The 19,050-nt window shown below is 65.5% G+C and carries 19 protein-coding genes; 5 read left to right on the plus strand and 14 right to left on the minus strand.

What is annotated here, in order from left to right; genetic code table 11:
• From CSZ94_RS21595 to CSZ94_RS21605, 3 genes are all read left to right on the plus strand, one after another.
• On the plus strand, window positions 1-295 hold a 295-nt coding region (locus CSZ94_RS21595; RefSeq protein WP_180977573.1), incomplete at its 5' end, for an ABC transporter substrate-binding protein.
• Complete coding sequence (locus CSZ94_RS28910) at window positions 292-618, plus strand: iron chelate uptake ABC transporter family permease subunit (RefSeq protein ID WP_102123410.1); 327 nt, start codon at window positions 292-294, stop codon at window positions 616-618. The genes CSZ94_RS21595 and CSZ94_RS28910, both read left to right, overlap by 4 nt.
• A gap of 8 nt (window positions 619-626) precedes the next feature.
• On the plus strand, window positions 627-1,415 hold the full coding sequence (locus CSZ94_RS21605; protein WP_102123411.1) for an ATP-binding cassette domain-containing protein: 789 nt from the start codon (window positions 627-629) through the stop codon (window positions 1,413-1,415).
• A 17-nt stretch (window positions 1,416-1,432) separates the two neighbouring features.
• Here the strand turns inward: CSZ94_RS21605 and CSZ94_RS21610 are convergent, their stop codons facing one another.
• From CSZ94_RS21610 to CSZ94_RS21635, 6 genes are all read right to left on the minus strand, one after another.
• A complete protein-coding gene (locus tag CSZ94_RS21610) occupies window positions 1,433-1,867 on the minus strand; it encodes a hypothetical protein (RefSeq protein ID WP_180977574.1) in 435 nt (144 codons plus the stop codon).
• Window positions 1,864-3,303 (minus strand): efflux transporter outer membrane subunit, encoded by a 1,440-nt coding sequence (locus CSZ94_RS21615; protein ID WP_102123412.1) that lies wholly within the window; start codon window positions 3,301-3,303, stop codon window positions 1,864-1,866. Before CSZ94_RS21615 ends, CSZ94_RS21610 begins: the two co-directional genes overlap by 4 nt.
• Window positions 3,300-4,364, minus strand: coding sequence for an HlyD family secretion protein (locus CSZ94_RS21620; protein ID WP_102123413.1), 1,065 nt, complete (start codon window positions 4,362-4,364; stop codon window positions 3,300-3,302). Before CSZ94_RS21620 ends, CSZ94_RS21615 begins: the two co-directional genes overlap by 4 nt.
• Window positions 4,365-4,390: 26 nt before the next feature.
• Window positions 4,391-5,914: an MFS transporter gene (locus CSZ94_RS21625; RefSeq protein ID WP_102123414.1), complete on the minus strand. Its 1,524-nt coding sequence runs from the start codon at window positions 5,912-5,914 to the stop codon at window positions 4,391-4,393.
• Between the two features lie 102 nt (window positions 5,915-6,016).
• Window positions 6,017-6,937 carry a LysR family transcriptional regulator gene (locus CSZ94_RS21630; RefSeq protein WP_102123415.1) on the minus strand — a complete coding sequence of 307 codons (921 nt, stop codon included), beginning with the start codon at window positions 6,935-6,937 and terminating at the stop codon, window positions 6,017-6,019.
• A 78-nt stretch (window positions 6,938-7,015) separates the two neighbouring features.
• A complete protein-coding gene (locus CSZ94_RS21635) occupies window positions 7,016-7,714 on the minus strand; it encodes a UPF0149 family protein (protein ID WP_102123416.1) in 699 nt (232 codons plus the stop codon).
• Between the two features lie 103 nt (window positions 7,715-7,817).
• Between CSZ94_RS21635 and CSZ94_RS21640 the strand changes: the two genes are divergently transcribed.
• Window positions 7,818-8,831 carry a serine/threonine protein kinase gene (locus CSZ94_RS21640; protein ID WP_102123417.1) on the plus strand — a complete coding sequence of 338 codons (1,014 nt, stop codon included), beginning with the start codon at window positions 7,818-7,820 and terminating at the stop codon, window positions 8,829-8,831.
• A 125-nt stretch (window positions 8,832-8,956) separates the two neighbouring features.
• On the plus strand, window positions 8,957-11,404 hold the full coding sequence (locus CSZ94_RS21645) for a hypothetical protein (RefSeq protein WP_102123418.1): 2,448 nt from the start codon (window positions 8,957-8,959) through the stop codon (window positions 11,402-11,404).
• Window positions 11,405-11,581: 177 nt separating this feature from the next.
• Here CSZ94_RS21645 and CSZ94_RS21650 read toward each other — a convergent pair whose 3' ends face one another.
• From CSZ94_RS21650 to CSZ94_RS21685, 8 genes are all read right to left on the minus strand, one after another.
• Window positions 11,582-11,956 carry a hypothetical protein gene (locus CSZ94_RS21650; RefSeq protein ID WP_102123419.1) on the minus strand — a complete coding sequence of 125 codons (375 nt, stop codon included), beginning with the start codon at window positions 11,954-11,956 and terminating at the stop codon, window positions 11,582-11,584.
• Between the two features lie 24 nt (window positions 11,957-11,980).
• Window positions 11,981-13,225, minus strand: coding sequence for a TerD family protein (locus CSZ94_RS21655; RefSeq protein ID WP_102123420.1), 1,245 nt, complete (start codon window positions 13,223-13,225; stop codon window positions 11,981-11,983).
• The gene (locus tag CSZ94_RS21660; RefSeq protein ID WP_102123421.1) at window positions 13,222-14,208 is read right to left on the minus strand and encodes an HpcH/HpaI aldolase/citrate lyase family protein; all 987 of its coding nucleotides are present in this window, start codon (window positions 14,206-14,208) and stop codon (window positions 13,222-13,224) included. The genes CSZ94_RS21655 and CSZ94_RS21660 overlap by 4 nt, the downstream gene beginning before the upstream one ends.
• Window positions 14,201-15,307: a cysteine protease StiP family protein gene (locus CSZ94_RS21665; RefSeq protein WP_102123422.1), complete on the minus strand. Its 1,107-nt coding sequence runs from the start codon at window positions 15,305-15,307 to the stop codon at window positions 14,201-14,203. Before CSZ94_RS21665 ends, CSZ94_RS21660 begins: the two co-directional genes overlap by 8 nt.
• Window positions 15,304-16,056 (minus strand): HAD family hydrolase, encoded by a 753-nt coding sequence (locus CSZ94_RS21670; RefSeq protein ID WP_102123423.1) that lies wholly within the window; start codon window positions 16,054-16,056, stop codon window positions 15,304-15,306. Before CSZ94_RS21670 ends, CSZ94_RS21665 begins: the two co-directional genes overlap by 4 nt.
• Window positions 16,034-17,191: a phosphoribosyltransferase domain-containing protein gene (locus tag CSZ94_RS21675; RefSeq protein ID WP_102123424.1), complete on the minus strand. Its 1,158-nt coding sequence runs from the start codon at window positions 17,189-17,191 to the stop codon at window positions 16,034-16,036. The genes CSZ94_RS21670 and CSZ94_RS21675 overlap by 23 nt, the downstream gene beginning before the upstream one ends.
• The gene (locus CSZ94_RS21680) at window positions 17,188-18,225 is read right to left on the minus strand and encodes an ATP-grasp domain-containing protein (RefSeq protein ID WP_102123425.1); all 1,038 of its coding nucleotides are present in this window, start codon (window positions 18,223-18,225) and stop codon (window positions 17,188-17,190) included. The genes CSZ94_RS21675 and CSZ94_RS21680 overlap by 4 nt, the downstream gene beginning before the upstream one ends.
• A 95-nt stretch (window positions 18,226-18,320) precedes the next feature.
• Window positions 18,321-19,034, minus strand: a complete 714-nt coding sequence (locus tag CSZ94_RS21685; RefSeq protein WP_102123426.1) for a TIGR00266 family protein — start codon at window positions 19,032-19,034, stop codon at window positions 18,321-18,323.
• Window positions 19,035-19,050 lie beyond the last annotated feature (16 nt).

Genomic DNA, 19,050 nt, shown 5'->3' on the forward strand with positions numbered 1-19,050 from the left:
CTTGGGAGCGCCGGATGCGTGTAAAAGGCAGGGTGGGTTCACCGGCTACAAACCGCTCACGCCGGAAGCCGTGATCGCCGCGCGGCCCGACATCGTGCTCGTCACGGACCAGGGCTTGAAGGCTTCGGGCGGCGTGGACGGCATTTTGAAATTGCCAGGCCTGGCGCAGACGCCGGCCGGGCGCAAGCACCGCATCGTCTCGCAGGAAGCCATGTTGCTGCTGGGCTTTGGCCCGCGCATGCCGCAGGCGCTGGCGGAACTCGATGCCGCGTTCGCCAAAGCCATGGCCGCATGAACCTCGCCTCGCTGGTGTCCGTTGCTCCCTGGCGCTGGCCACGCTGGGGCGCTGGCGGGTTGCTGGCCGCCGCCCTGGCTTGTGGCTTGCTGATCGCCGTGCAGGCGGGCGCCGTGCCCGTGACACTGGCCGACTGGCTGGCGCCGTTTCAAGCGCGTGACGCGGCGTTGTCCGGCGGCGCCTATGTGCTGCTGCTGTTGGCCGACACCCTGGCGCGCACCGTCGCCATCCCGGCGGAAGTGCCCGTCGGTATTTTCACGGCCCTGCTGGGCGGGCCCTTCTTTCTGATGCTGTTGCGGCGCTTCCGCCACGCCAGCGCCTAGAGGTGAACATGACACCCATACTGGAACTCTGCTTCGCCACCACGCAACTGGGCCAGCAGTATTTCGGTCCCTTCAATGTGCGGGTAGCACCGGGCGAGCGCATCGCCATTCTCGGCCCCAGCGGTGCAGGCAAGTCGACCTTGCTCAAACTGATGGCGCGCGAATTGCATCCGCAAGCGGGCAAGGTGGTATTTGCCGGCCGATCGCTGGCGCAGTGGCCGCTGGCCGAACTGGCCCTGCGCCGCGCCGTCCTGCCACAGGCATCCAGCGTGGCCTTCGGGCTGCAGTGCGCGCTGGTGATCGGCCTGGGACGGGTGGCGCGCCTGCTTGACCCGCAACTGGAGCGGATCGTGCAGGACGCGGCCGCCCAGGCGCATGCCACGCATCTGTTGGGCCGCCGCCTGGATACCCTGTCCGGCGGCGAACAGGCCAGGGTGCAGCTGGCGCGCATCTTCGCGCAGATGTGGGATGTACGGGATGGTTTGATACTGGTCGATGAACCGCTGGCGGCGCTCGATCCCGGCCTGCAGTTCGATCTGCTCGATAGCCTGCAGCAGTTTTGCGCTGCGCGCGGCCACGCCGTCATCGCCATCCTGCACGACATCAACCATGCTTTGCTGGGCTTCGAGCGTCTGCTGCTGGTGCGTTCGGGCCTGCTGGTTGCCGATATCGCCAGCGATGCCGGCGCCGTGCCCGCCCTGGCCGCGCTGTACGGCATTGCCCTGACGACGGCGAGCAACAGCGACGGCGACGTCTGCGTCATCCCTGCACGAAGCGCGGTCCGCAGGGCCGCCTGACTCACTTATTCCCTCGCTCACCAGACGTCCGCCGCGCGTGGCCGCGCCATCTGGCCGTTGCCCAGCAGCCACACCATCAGGGCCTCGGCCTGTTCGCGCGTGGCGGCCACTTCCTGCACGATGCCGAAGGCGTGCATGGCGCCGGCCGCCATCGCTTGCAGCCGCGCGCGCTGTTGCGCGTCCGCTTCGACCGACACCAGGCCCCGGCAAATGGCGGCCAGCGCCATCTTGTTGTGCTTGAGCCACAGGCCGCGCCGCTTGCGGTCCACGTGCGCTTCATCGCTGCGTTCCTCTTCGAACAGCATGACGAACGGTACACCGTGGCGTAGCAGGGCGTCCATGTCGTTTTCCCATAGCGGGGCATAGCCGGTGACGGCCGTTTCAGGGCGAAAGCGCACGATGGGAAAGTCGCTGACGTCGTGGATGGAAAAATGTGCGGGATGCGGTTTCATGGCGTGTTTCCTTGCGATGTAGTTGAAAAGGCTTGCCAGCCGCCGCCCAGCGCCTTGTAGACCTGGACCAGCGACAGCGCAGCGGTGGCGCGGCTGCCGACCAGCGCCGCTTCGTTGTTCAAGAGCGTGTTCTGCACATGCAGCACCTTGCTCAGGTCCGTGCCGCCCTGGCGATACTGCAGTTCCGCGCTGCCCAGCGCGCGCCGTCCCTGCTTGACGGCTTCATCGAGGCTGGCCTGGCGGCGGGCGTTGGCCTGGTAGCCCGAAAGCGCGTCTTCCACCTCGTGCCACGCGGCCAGCACCGTCTGGCGGTAGGCGATGGCCGCTTCCTGCTGCTGCGCTTCGCGCAATCGCAGCTTGCCGCGCAGGCGGCCGCCATCGAACAGGGGCACGCTGAAGCCGGGGCCGAAGGCAAAGCGTTTGGCGTCCCAGCCGATGTCGGACAGCTGCATCGCTTGCAGGCCGATGCTGCCCGAGAGCGTGATGCGCGGATAAAAATCGCCTTGTGCCACGCCGATGGCGGCCGTGGCCGCGTGCAGCTGCGCCGTGGCGCGGCGGATGTCGGGACGCCGTTCGGCCAGGCTGCTCGGCACGCCCAGCTGCACCTGCATGGCCACGGCCGGAATGTCCTTGCCGGCCGCCAGTTCCGCCTGCAGGGACTGCGGCGGCAGCGCCAGCAAGAGGGCGAGGGCATTGCCCAGGCGCGCTTCGCGCTGCTGCAGCGGCGGCAAACGCGCTTCGATGGTGGCCACGTGAGCCGCCGCCTCGGCCTCGTCGAGCTGCGTCGCCACGCCTTCCTGCAGCCGGATGCGGCTCAGGTCCAGGGTATGGCGGGCGATATCGAGCAGCTGCTGCGTGATGGCCAGCGTTTGCTGCGCGCCGCGCAGCTCGATGTAGTCGCGCGCCGTTTCGGCCAGCACGGCCAGCAGCACGCCGTGCTGCCTTTCCAGGGCCATGTCGACGCGCGCGTCAGCCGCTTCCACTTCGCGCCGCACGCGGCCCCACAGGTCCAGTTCCCAGGCCGCATCGAGGTTGCCTTGCCACAGGCTGTAGGCGGCCTGGCCGTTGTTGCGCGACGGGTCGCTCAAGCCTTGCGCGCTGTTGCGCGCGCGGCCATAGTTGCCGTTCGCGCCCAGCGTGGGCCCTTGCGCGGCGCCGGCCGCGCCGCGCGTGGCGCGGCTTTGTTCCAGCCGGCTGCTTGCCGCCAGCACGTCGAGGTTGGCGCCGGCGGCGCGCTGCAGCAGGAACGACAGGGTCGTGTCGCCGAAGCTGTCCCACCAGCGCTGCTCGATGTCGCCATCCTGCCCTGCGGCGAAACGGGCATCTTCCGCCTGGCGCCATTGCTGTCCCAGATCGTTGTGCGGGCGCTGGAAATCGCTGCCGACGCTGCCGCAGCCGGCCAGGCCCAGGGCTGTGATGAAGATCAGTGCTCTCATCGCGCGCTCACCTGTTGGATATCTTGACGGCGCACGGCCGTATCGATGCGCACTTCGGCCGACATGCCCACGCGCAGGAGGTTCTCGCGGTCCTGGTTGGCGTCGAGTGCAATCTTGACGGGGATGCGCTGCACCACCTTGGTGAAGTTGCCGGTGGCGTTTTCCGGCGCGATGGCGGCAAACGTCACGCCCGTGGCCGGCGCAATGCTGTGCACCGTGCCGCGCAGGAGCGCGCCCGGATAGGCGTCGACGGCGATGCTGGCGCGCTGGCCCTGGCGCACGTGGGCCAGCTGGGTTTCCTGCAGATTGGCGACGACGAAAGTGCGGTTCAAGGGCACCACCGCCAGCAGGCTGGCGCCGGGAGCCACCAGGGCGCCGACGCGCACGGCGCGGCGTCCCACGATGCCGTCGATGGGGGCGCGCAGCTGCGTATGCGACAAATCAAGTTCTGCCCGTTGCAGGCTGGCGCGGGCGCGCAGCAAGGCCGCTTCGGCCGCGCCTTGCTGCGCTTGCAAAATTTCCGTCTGCTTGCGGGTGGAGACCAGGGCGGCGCGGTTTTGCGCCAGACGCGCGCGGCTCACGTCGAAGCGCGACTGCGCCTGCTGCGCGTTCTGCACGCTGCCCGCGCCCTGGCCGGCCAGGTGCTGCGAACGGGCCAGCTCCTGCTGCGCCAGTGTGTCTTCCGCCTGGTTGGCGTCGACCAGGTTCGCGGCTTGCTCGATCACCGATTGCTGGCGCTGCAAGGTGGCGCGGGCATTCGCCAGTTGCGCCTCGGCGCCGGCTACTTCGGCGCGGGCTGAGGCGACGGCCGCCTGGTAATCGCGCTCATCGATGCGCACCAGCAGCTGGCCCGCCGTCACGCTCTGGTTGTCTGCCACCAGCACTTCCCGCACGATGCCGCCCACCTTGGGTGACAGCACGGTGTAGTCGGCGCTGACGAAGGCGTCGTCGGTGGATTGTTCGTCGCCACGGGCGAACAGCAGTTGCCAGGCGCAGAGGGCGCAGGCCAGCAGGCACAGGCCGAGGATAAGAGCGCGCGGGCGCAGTATGGGTTTTTGCATGGTGATGCTCTTTCGTATAATGGAAGTTAGGCTGCGCGCGGCGGAAAGACGCGCGTCGGCAGGATGGGAATGATCACAATCATGGCCAGCGCGATGGCGGCCACGGTGAGGTACAGGTCGGACGAGGTCAGCGTGACGACTTGCGCATGCATGCGCTGGGCCAAGCCTGCCGTGTCCACGTCGCCGGGCAAGTTGCCCAGGCGCTCGCTCAGCACCGTCGAATGGAAATGGTTGCGGCGCGTGATCAGCGCATCGAGCACGCCGGTAGCGACGACGGCCGACATGCCTTTGATGGTGTTGAACCAGGCCGAGGCGAACGGGCCATCCTGCGGCGCCAGGCCCGTGGTGGCCAGCAGCAGCAAGGGAATCACGGCCATGGGTTGTGCAAAGATCTGCACCGCTTGCAGCAGATAGAAATGCGTGCGTGTCCAGTCGGGCGACATGCGCGCACCGAGCACGCAGGACAAGGCCAGCAGGGCCAGGCCGATGGCCAGCACCCAGCGGCAGTCGACGGCGCGCAGATTGCACAGGGCGGCCACCAGCGGCAGGGCGATTAACTGCGGCAGCGCCACCATCAGCATCACGGGCGCCGTTTGCAGCGGACGGTAAGCGTGTACCTGCGCCAGGTAGGACGAGGGAATCAGGATCACGGCCAGCAGCACGAACAGCACGCCGCCCAGGGTCAGCAGTGCGTGGCTGAGGTTGCGCCGCGATAGCAGCTGCAGCTTGAAAAACGGCAGCCGATGCGACCACTCGTTGATGAAAAACAGCACCAGCAGCAGCAGGCCGCCGCCCAGCAGCACGCAGATCAGCGGCGAGGCAAACCACGCCAGGCGCTCGCCCTGCAGCATGCCGACCACCAGCATGCTGATGGCGGGCAGGCCAAGCAGCAGGCCGCGCCAGTCGAACTGGCGCAAGCGCTCCAGGCGCAGCGGGTCTTGCGGCAAGCCCCAGGACACCATCAACAGGGCGACGATGCTGCCGGGGACGACTTGCCATAAGGCCCATTGCCAACCCAGGTACTCGGTCCAGAAGGCGGCCAGCGGCGTACCCAGGCTGGGACCGAAGGTGGCGCTCAGCGCATAGCCGCCCAGGCCATACAGCTTGATATTTGGCGGCAGGAAGCGTAGCGCCACCGTCATCAGCATGGGCGGCAGGGCGCCGCCGGCCGCGCCCTGCACCATGCGCAGGACAATCAGCACGGACAGATTCGGCGCAAACGGGCATAGCAGGCCGGCAGCCATGCAGACGATGATGGCGGTGGCCGTCAGCCGGCGCAGCGAGAAGGTGACGGAGCACCACGGTGCGAACGCCATGGCCGACACCGAGGCGGCCGCATACAGGGCCACGAGCCAGCTGGCGTCGTCGCGCGCGATGCCCATGGCGCCGCGGATGTCGGCCAGCGCGACCTTGGTGATGTTTTCATTCAGGCCGGCCACCAGCACGGCCAGCAGCACGCCGGTCAGGCCCGTTGCCAGGCGCAGGCCGAAAATGGGAGGTACGGGTGGCGTGGCCGCAGGGGCGGCGCCGGGAAGGGCTACAGCGGACACAGGGAACTCCGTGGATGAGAATCAGTCCACGCAGTATAGGTAGCGCTAAATAGGATGAAAATTGATCATTGATGAAGTCAGAATTGCGTGCCACGCAATGATTCAAGCATCTGCTGGCGTGCTGCTGCACAGCTCCTTGATCATGCGCCGCAGCCAGCGGTGCGCATGGTCGTGGTCGAGACGCGGGTGCCAGGCCTGGAATACTTCCACGCTGTCGACGGGGATGGGTAGCTGGAAGGTGCGCAGCCTCAAGCCCAGGCGCTCGACGATGGCCAGCAGGGGCGTGGGCATCAGGGGCAGCAGCAGGCGCGAATCGGCCACGGCGAAAATGGCCGACTGAAAATTGGGCGTGATCAGCGAGACCCTGCGCGTGTAGCCGCGCTCGGCCAGGGCCGTATCGAATGGGCCACGCGCCAGGCCGCGCCGCGAGACGCTGATATGTTCGTATTTGCTAAAGCTGTCGAGGTTGATTGGGCTGTCGAAGATCGGGTGGTCGCTGCGGGCGATGCCGACAAAGGAACTGGTAAACAGCTGCTGCAGCTTGATGTCGGGCGCAAAGGCGCGCCGCGCGCTGATGTACAGGTCGATGCGGCCCGCGTGCAGGGCATCGCTTTCCGTGGCGCCATCGCCTTCGGGCACGAAGCGCAGCGCCGTGTTCGGCGCATGGCTGGCCAGCAGATCGCGCAGCTTGCCGCCGTATGCGCCGACAAATACGTCGTTGGCGCACAGGCTGAAAGTGCGTTCCAGGGTGCGCAAGTCCACTTTACGGCCGGAAGTGAAGATGGCGTGCGCCTGCTCCACCACGCCGCGCACCTGTTCGCGCAATTCCAGCGCGCGCGGGGTGGGTGCCAGGCCGCGCCCGGAGCGCACGAAGACGGGGTCGCCGATGGCGTCGCGGATGCGCGCCAGGGTGCGGCTCATGGCCGGCGCGCTCAGATTCATGCGCCGCGCGGCGGCCACGGCGCTGCCTTCCTCGAGCAGGATATCGAGGGCAACGAGCAGATTCAGGTCGGGGAGTTTCATGCGGCGATTATAGCCCGGGGGCCAGCGCCAGCGCTGCGCCGGCAGGACGCCGGCGCAGAGAGTGATGCTACTGCGGGATTACTCGGCTGCCGGCTCTGCGCCGCAGCATTTCTTGAACTTCTTGCCGCTGCCGCAAGGGCAGTCGTCGTTGCGGCCCACTTTCGGCTCTTCGCGCTTCATGGTTTGCACGGGTGCCTTGCGGCGCGGTACCCAGAAACGGTGGATGGCCGGCAGGTTCGCTTCCAGTTCCTGCGCCAGTTTGTGCGCCTTGACCGGGTCTTCCACCAGTTTCAGTTCTTCTTCCTTGATTTCGTCGGCGCCCAGCAGGTAGATCGGCTGCATCAGCTCGGCCACTTCGGAATTCCAGATTTCACTCCACGAGCCGGGACGCAGTTCCATGCCGTCCCAGAAGCCCCAGCACCAGGCTTCGGCGTCGATCAGGGTCTGGCCTTCGTAGTCGTGTTCGACGAACAGGGCTTCGAATTCCTTGGGCGCCACTTCAAACGTCACCAGCACTTCGTTCATGAAGCGCATGATCAGGTTGACGATGCGTTCTTCTTCCTTGCTGTTCTTGAATTTCGGTGCATCTTCGGTATCTTCGCCCCAGACGCGCGGCAACCACTCGGCTGGCATGATCGGTTCCGGGCCGATGGCGACGGCCGTCAGATAGCCGTGCAGCATATCCATGGTCATCGCGTCCTCGGAGCAGCGCTCCGACAACAGGAATTGGTCTAGTTCGTCGAATTCTTTTTCTGATAATGGCTGTTCGAGTTGCATGGCTTGCTCTTTGATGGAATGTAAGGCGCCAGTATACGCTTAGCTGCGGCTTGCCGCCGAAGTGTTTGCACCGGCGGCCCGCGCGCGCCTTACAATGTCGCTTATGCACAATGAAAACCAGCCGCACGAGGACGACCGGCCCGTCCATCCCTTTTCCGCCCTGAGCCCCGATTGCGTGCTCGACGCGCTCGATAGCGTGGGGCTGCGCGGCGATGGCCGCCTGCTGGCGCTCAACAGCTACGAAAACCGCGTCTACCAGGTGGGCATCGAAGACAGCGCGCCCCGGGTGGCGAAATTTTACCGCCCCGCGCGCTGGAGCGATGCGGCCATCCTGGAAGAACACGCGTTTGTGTCCGAGCTGGTCGAGCGCGAAATCCAGGTGGTGCCGGCGCTGGAGATCAACGGCAACACCCTGCACCAGTACCAGGGCTTCCGCTTTGCCGTCTTCCCCCGCCACGGCGGCCGCGCGCCCGAGCTGGACGATCCGGCCACGCTGGAGTGGATAGGGCGCTTCATCGGCCGCATCCACGCCGTCGGCGCGCTGTCCACGTACAAGGAACGCCCGGCGCTCGATCACCAGACGTTTGGCGTCGAGCCGCGCGAGTTCCTGCTGGAGGGAAATTTCTTGCCGCCCGAACTGCTGGCCGCCTATTCCAGCGTGGCGCAGCAGGCGCTCGATGGCGTCAAGCGCTGCTATGACCGCGCGGGCGACGTGGCCGTGCTGCGCACGCATGGCGATTGTCATGGCGGCAACGTGCTATGGACGGATGCCGGCCCGCATTTCGTCGATTTCGACGATAGCCGCATGGGCCCGGCCATCCAGGACCTGTGGATGATGCTCTCGGGCGAGCGGGGCGATCAGGTGCGTCAGATGAGCGACATCCTGGCCGGCTACGAAGATTTTTGCGACTTCGAGCCGCGCCAGCTGTACCTGGTCGAAGCGCTGCGCACCCTGCGGCTGATCCATTATTCGGCCTGGCTGGCGCGCCGTTGGGACGACCCCGCCTTCCCCGTCGCCTTCCCGTGGTTTAACACGCAGCGCTATTGGCAGGACCGCATCCTTGAACTCAGGGAGCAGGTAGCCCTGATGGATGAAGCGCCATTGTGGCCTATTTGACCTAAACGCCGGAAAAGGGCGGTAAACGCCCCTCTACTTGCCGCGCTGATTTGTGCATGCCTGCTCGATAATGGTGCTAATAAATTCCTATAAGCAATGGAATTCACCCGAATAAGCGAGAAATCATGCAAGCACAGCAAAATCAGCGCCAGGCCGCCTCCCTCACCGTCGCCTATTCAGCCGACGACGAGTTCGACCAGGACAGCATGGTCTCGCTGCATGATTTCAAGGACCTGGAGCGCAAGGCGGAAGCGCCAGCGGTCGCCATCACGCCCGGATTGCAAGCCGAATTGCAAGCCGAACCGCAAGCCGAGCCGGTAGCGGAAGCCGACAGCAAGGCACCGGCTGCGGAACGCCAGAAAATGGAATTGAAGGCCATCCACGAGGCGATTGCCCGCGTGGAAGCGGAAGCGAAGGCTACCTGCGCCGCCGAAAGTCGCGCGCTGGCCGAGGCGCGCGTGCGCTCGCTGGCCGAGGACCGCGCCGCCATCGATGCCGCCGCCGCCGCCGCCGCACAGCAAAATGCGCAGGCGGCCGAAGAAGCGATTGCCGCCAACCGCGAACGTCTCGATACCATGCGCGCCGCCGCGCAAGCCAGCGTGGCCCGACTGGAAGCGGTCAGGCAGGAGACGGCCGAACTGCGCTCCCGCGTGGAGTCCGACAATGCCATCCGCCAGGCCGCCGAACAGCGTTCGCGCGCCGAGCAGGAAAGCCGCTTGCGCGCCAGCGAGCAAGTGGCCGTGCAGTCGGAACTGGCCGAGCAGGCCGCCCGCGCCGCCGAAGAATTGCAGGTGCAGACGGAGCAGGCGCGCCTGCAGGCTGTCGAGCGCGTCGCCGCCGTGCAGGCGGCCAAGGACGAAATGGTGGGCATCGCTTCGGCCGACGCCAGAGTCGCCGTGCTGGCGCGTGAACGCGAGCGCCATGCGCACGGTGCACGCCAGACGGCGCAGATGCTGGCCGAAGCGGAAAGCGAAGCGCTGGACTTGACGGTGCAGCGCGAGCGCGCCGACCAGATTGCGCTGGAATCGGCCTTCAACCGCGCCGCTGCCGAAGTGCGCGCCCTGGAAGAAGCGCGCGCGCTGGCACACCTGGAACAGGAGCGCGAAGCCATCGCCCTGGCGCAGGCGGAATCGGAACGCCATGCGGCGCAATCCCTGCGTTTGCGCCTGCAGACGGAAAAGGAATTGCGCGACGCGGCCATCCACCGCGAGCGCCTGGAAATGGTCGCTGTGGCCAGCGCGCAGGCGCGCCGCGATGCCGACGTGCGCATCCTGGCTGCCACCGAGGCGCGCATCGAGGTGGACCGCCAACTGCGCGCCGTGGCGTTGGCCCGCGTGGCCGCCGAACAGGATGCGGAAATCGCCGGCCACGCCAAGCTGGAGGCGGAAACGGCAGCTCTCGAAGAAACCAAGGCCCGCGAAGCGGCCGAACAGGCAGCCGCCGTGGCGGCTGCCCGCGAACTGCAAGAGCAGCAGCGCGCCGCCAGCCTGGCGCACGAACGCGCCGATCTGGCGCGCCAGGCGTCGGAACTGGCCGCCAGCCAGAATGATGCCGAGCAGGCCGAGGTCGATGCCGGCCAAGCCACATTGGCTGCGCAGGCGCAGGCGTCGCAACTGGCACAGGAAAAAGCGCAGCAGGCAGAGCAGCTGCTGCAAGCCGAGCAGGAGCGCCTGGCCGCTGAACAAGCCGCCATCGCCGCCTTGAAAGAGAAACTGGAAGCGGAAGCGCTGGCGTTCAACGCGGCGCAGGAACGCATCGCCGTCGAAGGCGCGCAAGCGGAACTCCTGCGCGGCCAGCACGTGGCCGAAAAGGCTTTGCGGGACGCGGCGCAAAAAGAAGCCGACGCGATTCGCATCCTGATGGATCAGGCGCTGATCGAAGGCGAACAGAAAGCCGCTGCCGCGCAAGCCTTGCAGGCGCAGGCCCGCCTGGCCGTGGAACTGGGTCAGGTGCATAGTGAGCGCGCCCGCGTGGAAGAAGACAAGGCGCAAGCTGCCGATGCGCTGCTGGCGTCCGAGCGCGATTTCGTCGCTGCCGAGCGCGAGTCGCTGGCCTTGATCGCGCAAAAACTGGTGCAGCAGCGCCAGACCAGCAGTGCCGAAGAGCGCGCCTCGCAAGCCATCGCCGGCCGGCTGGAAGCGGAAAAGCAGGCGACGGCGGTAGCTGAAACGCGCGCCGCCATGGAACAGCAGGCGCTCGACGCCATGCGCCAGCGCGAGCAACTGGAATGGGCCGCGCAGCAGGCCGCCAGCGAGAAGCTGGCCGCGCAGCAAGCCTTGCTGGCCAGTGCCCAGGCCCACGCCGCCTTGCAGCGCAAGGCGGCCGAGACGACGGTTGCCATGGCCGCCGCCAGGCAGCAATTGCTGGAGATGGAAACGGCGCGCGCGCAACAGCAGGAGCGCGAACTGGCGGCCCTGCGCGCCAGCCTGGAACAGCCGCAAACGGTCTTTTCCAACTCCTTGAGCGCCGCCCGCGCGAAAGCCGAACAAGTCAGCTCGGCCAGTTTGACGCGCGAAGTGATCGAGCGCTTGACGCAACCGAATGAGGCGGGAGCCGTCTGGCGTTCGCGCTAGGTCGGACAGCGAGCAAAATCTGCCGCAGCGCGCACGGCGGCCCGTTATGCCGTCACTGTGCCAGGGCGGAAAGGCAGATACGCACGTAGCGTCAGGGCGGGAAGCGAATAAGTGGCTGGCGGGGATGGCGCCGGCCCGAGCATGCCTGGCCGGCGCGGTGCTGCTGGAGTGGCGGTGTTACTGGCTCAATACGACTTTATCGGCAAAATATTCCGTCTCGCCGAAGCATTGCGTCGGCACGCCCTTGTGCTGGCTATACGTGACGAGGATGCGCTTACCGGCGGCGGCCGTCAACTGCTTCGCCACGTCTTCATCGCGCACGCTGAACTGGAATTTTTCCGGGATGGTGCCCGGCAGCGCCGTCAGCAGCAATTCACCCTCCCATGTCTTGCAAATCCAGCCCCGCTTGGAGAACTTTTGCAGGTAACCCGCCCGTTCGCCTTCCGAGTACGAGAAGCTGAGGGTCATCCACGTATAGGCGGCAAGCAGCAGGAAGCCGGCCACGAGGAAGATGGCGAAGGCGAAGGTGACTTTTTTGGTCGTAGGGGTCATGGTAGGGTTGTTTAGGTAAAAGGATCAGTCTTTGCGGCCAGCTTTCCAGTTCAAGCCAAAGTTATATCTTTCGTCCATGGCCTGGTGCGCCGTGATTTTACCTTGGCCGCCGAAGTATTCCACCAATTTTGTCACCTGCAGGTTGCCGCCGTGGTTTTCCAGCATGGCGATGGCGCACATGGCGTGCTGGCTGTCTGTATCGAGGCGCACTTCCACGCTAGGCTGACCGGGGATCTCGATCGTCACGACGCCATCGGTCACGGCCCAATTTGGCACGCCTTCGTAGATGAAGGCGTAGACGAGCACGCGCTTGATCTGGTCGAAATGGCTGCCGTTGATGAAGATGTTTTCGCCGCTGCTGACGCTACCCGTGCGGTCGTCGCCTTCCAGGTGGATGTAGGGCGGTCTGTCATAGGCGCCCCAGCTGTTGCCCAGCGCTTGCACGGCGCTTTTGCTGCCATTGCTCATTTCGAACAGACAGCCGATATCGAGGTCGATGCCGCCCGCACGGCCCGCCGGCTTGTTGAACAGCTTGCCGAGGAAGCCCGTGTCCAGTTTCGAGGCGGGCGCCTGGCCTAGCGCGGCGTTCTGGTTCCAGTTCAGGTTGACCTTGATGCGGCCATAGCCGCCGCTGTCGCGCTTGTCGAGCGAAATCTTGTCGCCGCGTTTTTCCAGCCGGATCTTCGACAGCGAAATCTTGTTTGCCGCTGGCGGTGCTGCCGGCGTGGGCGTTGGCGCGGGAATCGACGAAGGGGAGGACGAAGCTGCTTCGCTGCCGCCAAAGTGCTTCAGCAACGCCGCCAGGCCGCCCGCGAAACCCTGGCCCACGGCACCGAAGCGCCAGCTGCCGTCGCGGCGATACAGTTCGCCGATGATGACGGCTTTTTCGTCCTGGAAGTCAGTGCCGGAAAACGCAAAGGTGGCTGCCTGGCCCAGCGCCATGCTGGAGTTGCCCAGCGCGCGCATGCTACCCTGTTCCGTCGCCGCCGTAAATACCAGCTTGTCGATCGAGGCGGGCAAACGTGAAAGGTCGACCTGGAAGGTGGAGCGTGGGCCGTTCAAGTCCACCGTGATGGCGTTGTCCGGCGCGCTCTTCTGGTTGAAGAACACCATGTAGCGGTCGTCCGACAGCTTGCCGGCCGCATCGACGCCGAAGCAGCTGACGTCCACTTCCATCGAGCCCGAAACGATATCGAGCGTGACGGCAAACGGACCGTTCAAGCCCAGGTCAGCCAGTTTGCCTTTTTGTCCGCGTGTGAAATTGGTCATGGTCGTGCAATCCCTTCGTCGCTTGAGAGTTGAGTCAATGAGGTAGTCGGCAGGTGTGCCGCTGTCGCGTCGGTCGCATGGCGGATGCCGAACAGGCGCGCCTGTTCGATGATGCGCTGCGCCCAGCTTGAGTGGGTGGCCACTTCGCACATCGATTCCTGCATGCGGAAGACGGCCGGGCTGTCCGGGTCGATGATGCGCAGCGCCAGTTCGATGTCCGACTGCGCCACCTGGTAGTGGCGCTCGATCTGCGGCACCTGGTCCGGGTGGATGGCCGTCTTGGCGATCATGCCGTGCGCCATGTCCTGCGCCACTTCGGCGTCCAGCCAGCTGCCCTGCGACAGGTGCTCGAAGACGGGCGCCGTCAGCTGGAAGCCGTGCGGCTTGAAGATGGTGACCAGGCGGCCGATAACCTGGCCCAGCGGCGTCTGATAGATGGTGCCGCTGGTGGGGCGGCGCAGGCCCAGCAGGGCCAGCAGATCGTTGCCGCCGATGCGCAGGGCCAGGATGCGGCGCCGCACTTCCGGCGCCGACAGCATGAGGCGGAACTGCTTCATCTCGTCGTCGTCGAACACTTCCGCCGTTTCCAGCGTCGGCATCAGCAAATGGTGCGTGTGGCGCACCAGTTCGAAGTAGGCGGCGAAATTGTGGCGCGTGGATTTTGGCAGCACGAAACCGCTCAATTTCTCGGCGCCGGGCATGCCCAGCACGCGCGCCAGCACCTCGAGATTGCGCACGCGCACGAAGCGCAAGGTATCCGAGTCGTCGCACATGTTTTGCAGCGCCAGCGACAGGTTGAACAGCGCGTAGCTGAGATCGCGTTCGGCGATGGCGTCCTCGGTGCACAGGATCACCGAGCGTAAATGGCTGAATTTTTCGCCATTGGCGATCGCCAGCAAGTCCTTGTGCGTGGTCGGCACGTACATGGAGGCGCCCAGCGCCGCCTTGTGTTCACTTTGTGGGTGTAGGGAGTTGTTATCCATCGACTGCGCTCCTGATAAGGGCGACCGCCTGGTAGGGCAGCGCCGGTTCTACGGTGACGGGTATGGCTTTTTCCTGCGCCAGAAGCAGCAAATGTGCCACGTCCGGCGCATTCGTGTCGCGCACGATCAGGCGCTCGGGCACGCGGCGCAGCAGTACGCGCGTCGCTTCGCCGATGCCTGGCTTGATCAGGTTGATGTCGCTGATGCCGTATTCCTGCTGCACGGCCGCCATGTAAGCTTGCGAGCGGGCCGCCATGGCTGGCGCATCGCTCGCCTCGGCCAGCGGGATGCCGCTGCTGGCGGCAATGGTCATGGCATCGGCCACCAGGCCGTCGGCGAACTCGCGCGACTGGTCGTGCTGCTCGAACTGCGCGTAGTACACGCAGCCGTGGAAGTCGTCCGGGCCGATGCTGGCATTGAGCACGGAGCGGCTGACCAGGCCCGAGACGGTGGCGTTCAAAATGCTCGACGGGATCAGGTAGTCGCCGGACGAGGCGGCGCAGGCGGCCGTGCCGGCCAGGTCGGACAGCACGAACAGGCCGCCGTCGATTGCCGTGCCCTGTGCGGCGTTGAAATCATGGACCGTCTGGCGCAGTTCGCGCGAAATCACGCCCTTGCCCGTCCAGCCATCGACGAAGACGATAGAGGCGTCACCGTGGCCCTGTGCCAGGATGTGCTTGAGGGCATTCGCATCGATGCCGCGGTCGCGGATGATGGAGATGGAATAATGACTGCACTCGCGCTGGAACACCTGGCGCAGCAAATGACCGAGGATGACGCCCACGGGCGTGCCCGCGCGCGCCAGCGACACCAGCGTAATGGCGCCAGTGCGGCGCGCCGCGATCAGGGCTGCCAGGCGCAGGCAGTCGCGCGCCATTTGCAGGCGGTTGGCGGAAAACGCGCTCTGAAACAGCGCCAGGTAGGCGGGCGAGGGCAGCGATTCCGGCGACAGCATTTCGCTGTAGTGGCGCTGGCCGGACTGGATCAGACGCTCTTTTTCGGCCAGGTCGAGTATCGGTTCGAGCGCCATCGGCGTAAGCAGGAACTCCACGTCTTCCTGGCGGTAGCTGCCGCTGAAATGCTGCGTGCCTTCGGTCATAGCGCCGCCACCGTGAGTGCCGCCAGCTGGGTGCCATTGGGGATGATGGCGTAGTCGCATTCGGCCATGAAACGGGCGTCCGAACGACTGTCGCCCATGCCGAAGCTGAGAATGGGGCCATGCTCGGCTTCCAGCTCCGCGCGCAGGTAAGCTACGGCGCGCGCCTTGTTCAGGGTCTTTGGCAGCACGGCCAGGTTGTTGCCGTTGCGGTGGATGAAGTAGTCGCTGCCTTCTGTCGCGATCCACTGCTGCAGCACTTGTTCTTCGATCTCGGCCAGGCGTTCGCCGCGCGCTTCATGGTCCTTGACGACGATGTAGAACGGCGTGTTGTAATCCTCGATCAGGCGCGCGCGCGCGGGCATGCCCGCCTTGACCTGGAAATCGTCGATGATGCGCATGGCGTCCTGCAGGCCGGGCAGCGCCGTCTGCATGTCGCTTTGCATCAATGCCAGCCAGCCCGCGTCGAGCGCGCCGCCCGGCTGCAGCACGATGCCGCCGTAATCGAGCACGCTGTAGCTGGTAAACGGCAGGTCGACCCGGCGGAACGCGTCGCCATTCCTCGCCGTGGCGGGAATCAGGGTCATGCCGCTTTGCGCAAACGCAAAGAAGGCGCGTTGGCGCGCCGTCGTATACGAGCAGGCGTCGCCATTTTTCAAATAGGCGGCCGGCTGCAAATCGGTCTCGCCCGGGCATTTTTTCGGGGTCTGGAACAGTGTGTCGTCCAGGTCAACAAACAGGAATTTCTTCAATTTTGGTCTCTGACTGAAAGTGGAACAGGCGGCCATTCAACTGGCCGGCGAGTTGCATGAGGGCCGGACTGGCCGGGGTTTCATGGCAGATGAAAACGTGCTGGTACTGGCCAGGCGCCACGTTGTACAGGTAATTGGCGATGCCTTCGCCGTAATTGTCATCGCAGCAGACGATATGGCCGACGGAGCCCCATGACAGGATCGGTGAGCGCGTGGTCGATTGCACCACCACGTTCTTGCCCAGCGCTTCGAGTTCGCGCGCCAGCAAGAACGACGGGTGCATGAATTCGCCCGTGCCCAGCACCAGCACGGAGTCGCCAGCGCCGATTTCCTGCGCCAGCAGCACCGCCATGCCTTGTGGCGGGGTCAAGGCACGGCCTACGCCGATACGGCCAAAGGCGGCGCTGGCGCCGCGTTCCGCATTCGCTTCGAAGCGCTGCGCGCTGGCCGCTATCGGCGCCGGCGCATCGCCGGCCTGGAAAGCGTAGTGGCCGGACAGTGCCGCGCCGACGGTGGTGGGCAGGCCGAAACGCTGCGTGAGGCCCGCGTTGGCGGCCTGGCCCATGAAATTGGTGATCACGCCCAGGTGCAGCTTTTCCAGCTGCGGATAGCGCGCGCGGCACACTTGCACCAGATTGGCGAAGGTGTTGCCCGTCGACGCTTCATCGTCGATCAGCACCAGGCTGCGCGCCGTGGAAAACACGGCGCTGGCCGCGTCGGACAAATGCAAAAACTGGCGCGGCGCATGGCTGTGCGATTCCTCGAATTCGAAGAAGGGCACCGTGCCCACGCGATAGCGCGAGCTGTGCAAAAACAGCGCCTTCCCTTTGGGGTTGGCGCGCAGCCAGGCCTCGAATACGCCCTGGCCCAGGCCGACCGCCGTTTCCGCCATGGCAATGAAGACCACGGGACCGGGCAGGCTGGGCGGGATTTGCGCTGCCAGGTCGTCGTGGATGGCTTGCATGGCGCGCGGCGTGACGGGCCAGTGCTTGCCCAGCACCTTGGACAGGAACAGGAAGCCGCGCTTGGCGTTGGCGCGCGCGGCAAAGCCGATCAGCCAGTCCAGCGGAAAGCGCGCCTCGTCCACCTTCAGGGTCAGTTCGCCCGTAGGCATCTGCTGCTTGACGATGTTCATGGCAGCTCCACGGCGTACGCGGCTTCCGCCACGCGCATGCCGACCCGGATGGCGGGCACGGTGAGCTTGTCGTAGCCCTGGTCGAATCCGGCCAGCGCCAGGTAAGGCAAGTTTGGGCCGGCCGCGCACGCCATGCCGATGCCGCCCGACATGCGCGGGTTAATCTCCAGCAGCGCCAGGCCGTTGGCACCCTCGCGGAACTGGATGTTGAATACGCCGTTCAGGCGGTAGTCGCGCGCCAGTTTGTCGCAGGCTGCCAGCAAGTCGGCGCGCAGTTCGATCAACTGGCCGCTGCCGCCCACGTGCAGCTTCTTGCGCGGCACGGCGCACACCAGCGCGCCCTGGTCGGCGACGCAGTCGGCGCTGTATTCGTGGCCATCGAGGTATTCCATCAGCAGCAGGGTCTTGAATGTTTCCATCTGCGCCAGGCCGCTGCGCAACTCTTGCGCGTTGATCTGGTAGGCGGCGCCGGCCAGCAGCAGCTGGGCGCTGGTGCGCTCTTCGTCGAGCACGGCAAAGCCCAGGCCATACACGGATTCGGCAGGCTTGATGCACAGTTTGCGATGCAGCGGGCGCAGCGCGGCGTAGGCGGCGTCGTATTGCGCGATGGTGGTGACGGCACGGTAGTCGGCCGGACGCGCCATGGGCAGATCGAGGCCGTCGCAGAAGCGCGCCTTGTCGTGCATCAAAGCCAGGGTGTCTTCACTGGCCACGCTGAGCACGCGCGTGCCGAGGGCGGCGAAGCGCGCGCTGGCGCTGCCGATCAGGCCCGCTTCCTTGCCGGGCCAGAAAATCGTGATGCCCCTGTCGCGGCAAAATTCCAGGCACCACTCGACATAATCGGGGCCCGTCAGTCCCGACGGTTCGACCGCATAGTCGTGGGCCGACAAAAAGGCCGCCGCATGCGCGTTCGTATTGCTGCACACGATGTGATAGCGCGGCTGGCCGCTAGTGGCGGCCATATCGGCCTCGCGGATCAGGCGCATGGCCGTGCCGACCGAGGAAAACGTTTTGTTGAACCAGACTCTTTGCATGTACGGGGACCGGGTGGAAATAGGGGAAGCCGCGCGCAGATGCGCGCGCGGGGAGCTTAGCCAGAAAAACTTAACCTGGCCTTAGAGGGAGGGGACTAGCCGGCCTTGCCGCTGGCCGTCCATTTTAAAAATGCATCGCGGTTGCGCGAGCAAATAAACACCTTGCCCGAACCGGAAAAGCGCAGCACGATGCCTTCGCCGCTGGTCACGCTGTTGACGATATTACCGAGGAAACCGCCGATGCCGCCGCTGGCGCCGCCGCCCGTGGTCACGGAAATCTCGTATTTCAGGCTATTGTCCCAGCAGACCACGTGGGAATTGTCGATCACGACATCCTTGCCCGGCTCGACGTCGAGCTGGAACATGGAGCCGAAGCCCGACACCACCACCTGCCCCGTGCCGGCCGTCTCCATGACGAAGAAGCCGCCCGACTGGGCGAACAATGCGTTGCCCAGACTTTGTGTGCGCACTTTCATTTCCGTGCCCGCAGTGGCGGCGACAAAGGCACCATCGTTGAGCAGGTACTGGCGCGCGCCCACGTCGACCACTTCGATGGCGCCTGGCAGGGTAGGCGAGAGGAGGCAGTCGCCGCTGCCGCGCACCGCTTCAATGTGCTGCTGGAAGAACGATTCGCCGTTCGCGAAGCGGCGCATGATGGCGCTGCCCAAGCCGCCCGTCATCTTGCCTTTCAAGTCCAGCGCCGTTTCCATCATCACCATCGCATCGGATTCGCAATAGATGGTTTCGCCCTGTTTCATGCTGACGTGCAGGAATGGATCGACGTCGCCGGTGACACTAAATACTGGCATGATAAATCTCCAAAAA

It is taken from the genome of Janthinobacterium sp. ROICE36 (genome assembly GCF_002869965.1).
Lineage (GTDB): Bacteria > Pseudomonadota > Gammaproteobacteria > Burkholderiales > Burkholderiaceae_D > Janthinobacterium.